The sequence below is a fragment of the Actinoplanes sp. NPDC020271 genome, from assembly GCF_044388125.1.
GTDB lineage: Bacteria > Actinomycetota > Actinomycetes > Mycobacteriales > Micromonosporaceae > Actinoplanes.
Map to the genome: position 1 here is coordinate 1 of NZ_JBIRWQ010000064.1, position 9,303 is coordinate 9,303.

Here is a 9,303-nt window from a genome sequence, read left to right on the forward strand (position 1 = left end):
CCAACATCCTCAACTGCCGCTCCAAGACCGTCGGCACCGCCGCCGTCTACGCCCAGAACGGCGCGCCGTACTACACCCAGGACTTCGGCTACTGAACCCAGGACTTGGGCTGCTGACACGACAAGGCCCCGCCACGCGGCGGGGCCTTTCGTCGTTGCCGGAGGCGCACACTCGGGGCATGGCTTGAAGGGGCGGTCAGCACGCCCGGCCCGGTGCACGTGCGGGAACGAGGAAACCGGCCAGGGTCGCACCCCACCGGCGGGCGCGCTCGGCCTCGCCCGGGGCGAGCGGGCCCTGCGCCGACGTGACCCGGAAGCTCTCGGCCTCGGCGATCTGCCGTCCGCCGAGGCCCCGCAGCCGGCGCAGCGCCTTGCGGGCCGCCGACCCGGACGGCAGGAACGCGGTGTTCATCCGGGTGTCAAAAGCGGTCACCGCGATCCCGGCGAGCTGCGGCGCGCCGTCCAGGAACTCGCGGATGCCGGACGTCTGCGCGCCCGGCCGGACCGTGCCCTGGCGGGCGGCGTCGGCGCGGGTGGCCGGGCGGCTCATCCCGAACGCGTGCGTGGGCCCGCCCAGCACCAGCAGGTCGAAGCCGACCGGCGCGGGCATCTCACGGACGTCGGTGAGGGTGACCTCGCCCTGCCCGGCGAGGCCCGCCGCGATCAGCTCGGCCACCTTCGCGCTGTTGCCGAACATGGACTCGTACACGACAAGGGTTCGCATGCCCTGATCGTCACGCCGGTCACCGGTTCGGCGGCAGTGCCGGGCGGGCCCGCTCGCACGGGACCTCCGGCCCTGGGGATCGGGCGGTCGGAGGACCAGGGTGGAGGCAGAGCTGAGGAGGGACCGATGAGGACCTGGACCGTGGGTGACGTGATGACGAAGGCGGTCGTCTCGGTGGACGAGAACGCCTCGTACCGGGAGGTCGTCGACCTGATCATCGAGCGGCGGTGCAGCGCCGTGCCGGTGGTCGACTCCGGTCTCCGGGTGATCGGGGTGATCTCCGAGACGGATCTGCTCCGCAAGATCGAGTACGCCGGCGAGGAGGAGCCGCGGATCTTCGAGCGCCGGGCGCGGCGGGACGAGCGGGCCAAGGCGTCCGCGCGCACCGCGGCCGGGTTGATGAGCGGACCCCCGATCGTGGCGATGCCCGCGACGACCGTGGCCGCCGCCGCCCGTCGGATGGACGCCGAGCACGTCAAGCGGCTTCCGGTCGTCGACGACCTCGGGCGCCTGGTCGGGATCGTGTCGCGCGGTGACCTGCTCAAGACGTACCTGCGGCCGGATTCCGACGTCCAGTTCGACGTGGAGACCGGCGTGCTGCGCGCGTTCCTGGTCGACGACACGGCCAGCGTGACCGTTTCCGTCAAGAACGGCGTGGTGACCCTTTCCGGCCGGGTCGGCCGGTACACCTCGGCCGAACTCGTCGAGCGGCTGTCCCGTCAGATCGCCGGGGTGGTCGAGGTCTCCTCCGGCCTGACCTACGACGTCGACGACCGCATCCCGGTCGCGGGACCGATCCCCTTCTTCTGAGCACCTATAGTTGCCGCCGTGTTTGATCATTTTCGGCGGTACGTCCTCGGCGGCGTCCTGCTGGCCGGCGTGCTCACGTCGGCCGGCTGTTCGCCCGGCAGCGGAACCGCGGCGGCGACGCCCGCGTCCTCCGCGTCCTCCGCGTCCTCCGCGTCCTCCTCGACCGACCTGGCCGGTGCCCTCGCCCGGCTCGGCAGCGAGTCCGCCCGGTTCACGATCGTCTTCGGCCGGCGGCAGCGGGCCACGGGGGTGATCGACCCGGCGACCGGTCACTGGGAGTTGTCCGGGAACGGCTATGTCGTACGCCGGATCGGCACCGACGTCTACGTACGGCTGACCGCCGAACCGGCCGACAGCATGTACCCCGGCCAGTACGCGGCCGATCTGGGCAAATGGGTGCATCTGCCGGTCCCGTCGGGCGGCGCGGCCTTCGCGGCGGACTTCCCGTGGACGACGGCGCGCACCGCGGCCACCGTCGACCTGGACGTCGACGGCCGCTTCAGCCGGGTCACGTCACCGGGCGTGGTCGTCAGCTATTCCGACTACGGGACGCCGGTGCAGGTGGCGGTCCCGCCCGCGGACCAGACGATCGAGGACCACCTGTTCACGCTCGCGAACCTGGGCGCGATCTACTGAACCGCGAAGGCCCCGCGGCGGGGCCTTCGCCGCCGGTAGCCGCATCAGGTTCCGGACGGCGAGGTGACACAGCCGACTCCGGTCAGATCGCCGGCGAACGGCAGCGATACGTGGAGAACCGCGCGGTCGACGGCTTCAACATCCTTCCCCGGTTGCTGCCGCGCACGGTCGAGGACATCGTCGACGGCCTGGCCGGCGCTCGCGGGCGCCCGCCTTGTGGTCCGGCAGGCAGCACGGCGCGCGGTCCCGGCTGGTTCGCACGGTCGTTGTTCGACCTCCGTCACGACCATGAGAGCGAGCCGGGCCGCGCGCCGACGCAGCGACATAGGAGCCGAGCGATCGAATCGCCGGCGCACCGGATTCACCACCGAGTTCGAACACGGGCTTATGGAACGGCAGGCCGGCCCGTTCGTCGATCTGAGCGCATTCCACCGATGGCACGTTGCTGGAAAAACAGCGAGAAGACTGCGACCAATAACGGAATTCGGATGCGGGACTGATGACGACACGCCTCGGCATAAACGTGATTCCAGCTCGCATTGGAGCTCAACGTTAGGCGTGGCCGCGGAGCTTGACAATGGTTACCGGCGAGGAACATAAGAATCGGAGTGCCCCCAGGCGGGCATGCTTGGATTCTGGTTATGGCCCAACCATTGCAGCGCCGCGCCGGTCATCCCGGATCGCGCATCCTGAGCGTCGCCTCGTACCGCCCGCGGGCCGAGGTGGGCAACGAGCCGATTGCCGCCCTGATCGACTCGAGCGACGAGTGGATCCGCCGCCGCTGCGGCATCGAGTCGCGCCGGCGTGCCGCTCCTGACGAGGATCTGGTCATGATGGCCGCGGCGGCTGCCGCCAAGGCTCTGGCCGGCGCGGGCGTCGACCCGTCCGACGTCTCGGCGGTCCTGGTGGCGACGATGTCCCACCGCGGCGGCGCGACCACCGCGGCACCGCTGGTGGCCACCGCGCTGGGGGCCACCCAGGCGGCCGCGATGGATCTGGGGGCGGCATGCGCCGGTTTCCCGTACGCGCTGGCCACCGCCGACGCCCTCGTCCGGAGCGGCTCGGCCGGCTACGTGGTCCTGGTCGGCGCCGAGCGCATGACCGACATCGTCGACGAGCACGATCGCGGCACGGCGTTCCTCTTCGGCGACGGCGCGGGCGCGGTGGTCGTCGGTCCGTCGGAGTCGTGCGACGTCGGCCCGGTGGTGTGGGGCGCCGACGGCTCCGGGAGCGAACTGCTGCGCTTCGACGAGGAGGGTTTCCTGCGCATGGCCGGCCCCGAGGTCTTCCGCTGGGCGACTTCCGTGGTTCCCGACCTGGCCAGGCGTGCGCTGGACGCGGCGGGCATCTCCGCGGCCGACCTCGCGGCTTTCATCCCGCACCAGGCGAACCTGCGCATCATCTCGGCCACCGCCAAGGCTCTGGATCTCGGCCCGCACGTGCGGGTGGCCACCGACATCACCACCAACGGCAACACCGGCGCGGCCTCCATCCCGCAGGCCATGGCGGCCCTGCCCGACGCGACGGGTCCGGCGCTGCTCGTCGGCTTCGGCGCCGGTCTGTCGTACGCGGCTCAGGTCGTCATCTTGCCCTGACGCGTCGACGATGCGGGCCCCCGCCCGCATTAATGCCGTCGCTTTCTCGCCGGTTTCGGGCATCATGGCGGTCATGCAGCCGCACGCCGCTCGGATGATGCGCCCCGTCCCGGGGCCTGCCGGCGTGCGCTGATCCGCCACCACCAGCCCCGAGTCCAGGGGCTGGTCGAGGACCTGGTCACTCGGGGCGGATCGGAGAGACCCTCATGATTCAGTCCCGCGGTTTCTACATCACCACCGCCATCCCGTACGTCAATGCCACGCCCCACCTCGGCCACGCGCTGGAGTTGGTGCAGGCGGATGTTCTCGCGCGTCACCGGCGCCTGCGCGGCGAACCGGTCCGTTTCCTGACCGGCACCGACGAGAACGCGCTGAAGAACGTGACCGCGGCGGCCGAGGCGGGCGTGCCGGTCGCCGAGTTCGTCGCCCGCAACGCGGACCGGTTCGCCGATCTCGCCGCAGTTCTGGACCTGTCGTTCGACGACTTCATCCGGACCAGCAACGATCCACGCCACGCGCCGGGCGTGGAGCGGCTGTGGCGGCAGACCGCGGCCCGCGACGACTTCTACCGGCGTGACTACGGCGGCTTGTACTGCCCGGGCTGCGAGCAGTTCTACGAGGTCGCCGAACTGACCGACGGCCGGTGCCCGGAGCACGGGGTCGTCCCGCAGCCGGTGACCGAGTCCAACTGGTTCTTCCGGCTCTCCCGCTATCGCGAGGAGCTGCTCGACGTGCTGGAGTCGGGGCGGGTCCGGATCGAACCGCCCGCCCGCCGCAACGAGGTGCTGGCGTTCGTGCGGGCCGGGCCGGCCGACATCAGCGTCTCGCGGCCGGCGTCCCGGGCCGCGGGGTGGGGCATCCCGGTCCCGGACGATCCGTCCCAGGTCGTCTACGTGTGGTGGGACGCCCTGGCCAACTACGTGACAGCGCTGGGGTACGGCAGCGGCGACACCGCGTACCAGAAATGGTGGTGGGAAAGCGCGGAACGGGTGCACGTCATCGGTAAGGGCATCGTCCGCTTCCACGCCGTCCACTGGCTGGCCCTGCTGCTCTCCACCGGTCAGCCGCTGCCCTCCGCGATCGCCGTGCACGAATACCTGACCGTGGACGGCGCGAAGCTCTCCAAGAGCGCGGGCAACGCGGTCGACCCGTACGAGCTCGTGAACCGTTTCGGCGTGGACGCGCTGCGCTGGTGGCTGCTGCGCGACGTCGCCACGCTCGGCGACACCGACTTCACCGAGCAGCGGCTGCTGACCCGCTACCACCAGGATCTCGCCAACGGGTTGGGCAACCTGGTCAACCGGGTCGTCACCCTGGTCCACAAGTTCCGCGGCGGCGCAGTCCCGGACCGGCCGGCCACGGGCGAGCCGGCCGATCGGTGCGCACGGCTCCCGTCCACGATCGATCGGGCGCTGGGTGTGTTCGACTTCCGGGCCGCCACGGACGCCATCGGGGCCGTGGTCGCCGCCGCCAACCGGTTCGTCGAGTCGGAGCGGCCGTGGGAGCAGGCCCGACGCGAGCAGGCCGGCGACCGGCTCGACGAGGTGCTCGCCACGCTGGTCGCCGCCTGTCGCGGGCTCGCCCGCGAGCTGACCCCGTTCGTCCCCGCCGGAGCTGCCCGCCTCACCGCCCAGCTCGGCACGGGCCCGACCGTCGCCGCCCCGGAACCGGTCTTCCGCCGCCTGGAGCAAGGATCATGACGACGGCCGGGCGGCGAGCCGCGCACGGACTTCCATCAGGGCGAAGCCGAGTAGATTCAGCCCACGCCACTGGGCAGGATCGGACGCGCGCGGGTCGTCCCGGGTCAGCCCGATGCCCCAGATCCGGTCCGTCGGGCTGGCTTCGACCAGCACCCGCTCGCCGGTGCCGGCCAGATGCGCGCCCAGCGAAGGGTTCTGCCGGAACTTCGCGAGGTTGCCCGCGACGACGATCCCGAAGCGGTTCTCCTCCCACGTCGTCTGGTCGAACGGCGTGACCCGCCCGCCGAGGGTCTTCGCGTCGCGGGGGTGTCCAGCTGCGACGATGCGCTCGGCCGATGCGGTGTCACCGAAGAGTGCGGCCTTGCGCCACATCATGTAGTGCTCGGCCGTCGCGAACCGCACGCCGTCGAGCGTGAAGCCTTCCGGCGACCACTGACTCATGCACGACACGCCGACCTCACCGTCGCGCGACGGGGTGTGGCCCCAGAACCACACGTACTTGACCGGCTGACCGGAAGCGGTCAGAGCCTTCAGCTCGGCCACGCTGCGCACCTCGGTGTTCATGCCGTCGAGTCTGGTCCAGCGGCGGCCGGCGTGCCCCACATTTTCTGATCGTCGTGGTTACGATCTACGTGAATCGCTTGGCCGGTGCGGAAGGGAACCAATCGTGACTGAACATTCCAGGATCGACACTTCGATCGCACATCCGGCCCGGCGCTACGACTACCTGCTCGGCGGCAAGGACAACTTCGAGGCCGACCGGCAGTCCGCGCACGAGATCGAGAAACGGCATCCGACCGCACGGCTCAGCGCCCTGGAGAACAGGTTCTTCATGCACCGCGCGGTGCGGTTCATGGCCGGTCAGGGCATCCGGCAGTTCCTGGACATCGGCACCGGCATCCCGACCTCACCGAACACGCACGAGATCGCGCAGACGGCCGACCCGTCGGCGCGGATCGTCTACGTCGACAACGACCCGCTCGTCCTGGTCCACGCACGGGCGCTGCTGACCGGCACGGAGGCGGGGAGAACGACGTACCTCGAAGCAGATCTTCGTGATCCGCAGGCGATCCTCGGCTCTCAGGAGTTGAAGGACACGCTGGATCTCGGGGAGCCGGTCGGGTTGCTGCTGATCGCCGTCCTGCACTTCATCCGCGACGACGACGATCCGGTGGCGATCCTGAACACGCTGATCGACGCCCTGCCGGCCGGCAGTCTCGTCGCGGCTTCCTGCGCGACCCCGGAGTACATGCCGGCCGAGCAGGTCGCGGCGCTGCGAGCGGTGATGGAACGTCAGTGGCGCGACCGCACCGGTGATGAACTGCGAGCACTGTTCGCCCGGCCCGATCTGGAGTTGGTCGGGCCGGGCGTGCAGTCGGTGACGCGCTGGTGGGCCGAGGATGCCCCGCAGCCCCGCCCGGCGATCGAGTCCGTCGCCGCGAACGGACTCGTCGCCCGCGTCGTGCGCTAGGTTCCGTCCCGCGGACCACGTGGGAGCGAGGCGGTCGCGGCCGGGGCGGCCGCCGTGCATTCTCACATCTCGATGAGCTGGAGTGCCGCCGCCGGGCAGACCGCGACCGCGTCACGGGCCGCGTCCAGGTGCTCCGGCCCGGGCGTCGGCTCCAGGATGATCGCCACCCCGTCCTCGTCGCGCTGGTCGAAGACGTCCGGCGCGGTCATCACGCACTGGCCGGCCGCGATGCACTTGGGTTCGTCCAGCTCGATCCTCGTCACCACCGGACCGGGACCTCCTCGATGCCGCCGACGATCAGGCCGGTCCGGCGACGGAGTTCCGGCACTTCGACGGCGAGGTCGAGCGTGGGCAGGCGGTCGAGCAGGACTGCGAGCGTGACCTGCAGTTCCGTACGCGCAAGGGCTTGTCCGAGACACGAATGGGGGCCGGCGCCGAAGGCGAGATGCGGGTTGGGAACGCGATCGAGGCGCATCTCGGCGGCATCCTCGTAAACCGTCTCGTCCCGGTTGCCGGAGGAGAGGCTGGCCATCACCGTGGTCCCCGCCTTGATCGGGCAGCCGGCGATCTCGATGTCCTCGGAGATGTAGCGCGGCAGGTCGATGCTCGAACTGGCGTCGAGCCGCAGCGCCTCCTCCACCGCCGGGTTGATCAGGCTGCGGTCGGCGACGAGCCGCTCCCAGCGGTTCGCCCGGTCGGCGAGCAGCATCGAGACCATCTTGCCGATCATGTTGGCGGTGGTCTCGTGCCCGGCCACCAGCAGTCCCTGCGCGGTGTAGACGAGCTCGGCCTCGGTCATCCGCCCGTCCTGGCTGTCGACGATCGCGGCCAGCTCGCTGAGCAGGTCGTCGCCGGGCTCGGCCCGCTTGTCGAGCACGTGCTGAACCATGAACTCCTGGAATTCCATCGCGGCCTTGGCCGTCTCGGCCTGCGAGAATCTGTCCAGGTTCAGCATCGCGTCGGACCAGTGCGAGAACTTGTCGCGGTAATTGGGGTCGACGCCGAGCAATTCGCAGATCACGAAGACCGGAAGCGGGAAACCGAGCGTCGCCTGCAGATCGCCGGGCTGCCCACCGGCGATCAGGTCGTCGATCAGCTTATTCGCGATCTCGGTGATCCGCGGGCGCATCGCATTCACGCGCTTGACGGTGAAAGACTTGTTCATCATGCGCCGCCAGCGCTGGTGGCCAGGGCCGGCGGTCATCGTGGCCTCGCTGCGGTTGAAGATGCCGTCCTCCGAGGTGGAGATCTGTGCGGCATCGGCCTCGGTCAGGCTGTGCGTGAATCGCGGGTCGCTCAGCAGTTCACGGACGTCGCCGTAGCGGGTGATCAGCAGGGCTTCGTCGCCGGTGACCATCCGAACTTTGGAAACGGGGCATTCGCTGCGCAACCGCTCCCATTCGGCGGGCGGATCGAGAGCGGTGGGACGAGCGAACGGGTACGCGGGAACCGTGTCAGTCATACATGCCTCCACTGTGTAAATCCACGGCCGACCGTAGGACAGCCGACACGATCGGTACAAGGGCGTAAGAATCGATCATGCTATTCACCTGCGGCAATGTGTTTTTTATTTCTACCTGATCGACGACGAGAACCTCGACGCCCAGTGGCTGCGGGCTGCGCTGGACGCCGTGCTGGCCGGTAACCTGCGCTGCCGGCGCAGACCCGGCCCATCGGGTGCACGATCAAGTGGACCCTCTGATGGCTGCGCCCCGTGTCGAGTTGCTCTGGTGGTCGGGGTGCCCCTCCCACGGCAAGGCCAGGACCATGCCGCAAGCAGCACTGACCGAAGCGGGACTGGACCCGACCGGCATGGAGACGCTGCAGGTCGTCACCGAAGAGGAAGCCGCCCAGGAAGGCTTCGTCGGCTCCCCTGCCATCCGCATCAACGGCACCGACATCGTGGCGCCCGACGACCAGCCACCCGCGCTGACCTGCCGGCTCTACGTCCGCCGCGACGGACGCCCTGGCCCGCTCCCGGACCCTGCGGATCTGCGCGACGCACTCGCCGCAGCTCTTACCCGCTCATAGCCCCACCGCTGTCCCCGCCGGTTGCCGGACGACGGAACCGTCCAGCAACCGCCTCATCCTCCTCCAGGAGAGCGGCACCTCCGATGACCACCGCTCATGCCGCCCGGCGAGAACCACGCGAAGGTCGACGCGCCCGGCACCCGGACCAGCATCCCGGGCGCCTTCGCCGCGGGTGACACCGATCTGTTGCGCCGGCCGGAGGTCGCGGCACTGGCGATGACCGACACTTTTCCGGACTACGATCTGTTCCGCCCCGGGTTTGATGGAGACATCCAAACCTGGGAGAGAATCTCGCTATGGCGGCACCGAAGAAGTACCCCGATGAGCTGCGTGAGCG

At 70.0% G+C, this 9,303-nt stretch carries 11 protein-coding genes; 7 read left to right on the plus strand and 4 right to left on the minus strand.

Annotation, left to right across the window (positions count from 1 at the left end; all coding sequences use genetic code 11):
- Positions 1-195: 195 nt before the first annotated feature.
- Positions 196-723, minus strand: coding sequence for a flavodoxin family protein (locus ACH442_RS47490; protein WP_396344822.1), 528 nt, complete (start codon positions 721-723; stop codon positions 196-198).
- 126 nt (positions 724-849) lie between these two features.
- On the opposite strand from ACH442_RS47490, the gene ACH442_RS47495 reads away from it, so the two are divergent.
- The 4 genes from ACH442_RS47495 to ACH442_RS47510 all read left to right on the plus strand — a co-directional run bounded on the left by ACH442_RS47495 (position 850) and on the right by ACH442_RS47510 (position 5,464).
- Positions 850-1,533, plus strand: a complete 684-nt coding sequence (locus ACH442_RS47495) for a CBS domain-containing protein (protein WP_396344823.1) — start codon at positions 850-852, stop codon at positions 1,531-1,533.
- An 18-nt stretch (positions 1,534-1,551) separates the two neighbouring features.
- Positions 1,552-2,169, plus strand: a complete 618-nt coding sequence (locus ACH442_RS47500; protein ID WP_396344824.1) for a hypothetical protein — start codon at positions 1,552-1,554, stop codon at positions 2,167-2,169.
- 641 nt (positions 2,170-2,810) lie between these two features.
- Entirely contained in the window at positions 2,811-3,764 is a 954-nt protein-coding gene (locus ACH442_RS47505; protein ID WP_396344825.1) for a beta-ketoacyl-ACP synthase 3, read from the plus strand.
- A 206-nt stretch (positions 3,765-3,970) separates the two neighbouring features.
- The gene (locus ACH442_RS47510) at positions 3,971-5,464 is read left to right on the plus strand and encodes a methionine--tRNA ligase (RefSeq protein WP_396344826.1); all 1,494 of its coding nucleotides are present in this window, start codon (positions 3,971-3,973) and stop codon (positions 5,462-5,464) included.
- Here ACH442_RS47510 and ACH442_RS47515 read toward each other — a convergent pair.
- Positions 5,459-6,028, minus strand: coding sequence for an NADAR family protein (locus tag ACH442_RS47515; protein WP_396344827.1), 570 nt, complete (start codon positions 6,026-6,028; stop codon positions 5,459-5,461). The genes ACH442_RS47510 and ACH442_RS47515 overlap by 6 nt on opposite strands.
- A gap of 103 nt (positions 6,029-6,131) precedes the next feature.
- Between ACH442_RS47515 and ACH442_RS47520 the strand changes: the two genes are divergently transcribed.
- Entirely contained in the window at positions 6,132-6,935 is an 804-nt protein-coding gene (locus tag ACH442_RS47520; RefSeq protein ID WP_396344828.1) for an SAM-dependent methyltransferase, read from the plus strand.
- Between the two features lie 62 nt (positions 6,936-6,997).
- On the opposite strand, the gene ACH442_RS47525 is transcribed toward ACH442_RS47520, so the two are convergent.
- Entirely contained in the window at positions 6,998-7,201 is a 204-nt protein-coding gene (locus ACH442_RS47525) for a ferredoxin (protein WP_396344829.1), read from the minus strand.
- Positions 7,195-8,397: a cytochrome P450 gene (locus tag ACH442_RS47530; RefSeq protein ID WP_396344830.1), complete on the minus strand. Its 1,203-nt coding sequence runs from the start codon at positions 8,395-8,397 to the stop codon at positions 7,195-7,197. The genes ACH442_RS47525 and ACH442_RS47530 overlap by 7 nt, the downstream gene beginning before the upstream one ends.
- Before the next feature lie 239 nt (positions 8,398-8,636).
- Between ACH442_RS47530 and ACH442_RS47535 the strand changes: the two genes are divergently transcribed.
- Together ACH442_RS47535 and ACH442_RS47540 are read left to right on the plus strand one after the other, a co-directional pair.
- Positions 8,637-8,966 (plus strand): hypothetical protein, encoded by a 330-nt coding sequence (locus ACH442_RS47535; protein ID WP_396344831.1) that lies wholly within the window; start codon positions 8,637-8,639, stop codon positions 8,964-8,966.
- Between the two features lie 96 nt (positions 8,967-9,062).
- On the plus strand, positions 9,063-9,303 hold a 241-nt coding region (locus ACH442_RS47540; protein WP_396344832.1), incomplete at its 3' end, for a hypothetical protein.

What these genes read in the sequence shown, in the direction of transcription:
- ACH442_RS47530 (WP_396344830.1), bottom strand. Translation starts at nt 8,397, where the DNA reads ATGACTGACACGGTTCCCGCGTACCCGTTCGCTCGTCCCACCGCTCTC.
- ACH442_RS47505 (WP_396344825.1), top strand. Translation starts at nt 2,811, where the DNA reads ATGGCCCAACCATTGCAGCGCCGCGCCGGTCATCCCGGATCGCGCATC.
- ACH442_RS47515 (WP_396344827.1), bottom strand. Translation starts at nt 6,028, where the DNA reads ATGAACACCGAGGTGCGCAGCGTGGCCGAGCTGAAGGCTCTGACCGCT.
- ACH442_RS47490 (WP_396344822.1), bottom strand. Translation starts at nt 723, where the DNA reads ATGCGAACCCTTGTCGTGTACGAGTCCATGTTCGGCAACAGCGCGAAG.
- ACH442_RS47535 (WP_396344831.1), top strand. Translation starts at nt 8,637, where the DNA reads ATGGCTGCGCCCCGTGTCGAGTTGCTCTGGTGGTCGGGGTGCCCCTCC.
- ACH442_RS47495 (WP_396344823.1), top strand. Translation starts at nt 850, where the DNA reads ATGAGGACCTGGACCGTGGGTGACGTGATGACGAAGGCGGTCGTCTCG.
- ACH442_RS47510 (WP_396344826.1), top strand. Translation starts at nt 3,971, where the DNA reads ATGATTCAGTCCCGCGGTTTCTACATCACCACCGCCATCCCGTACGTC.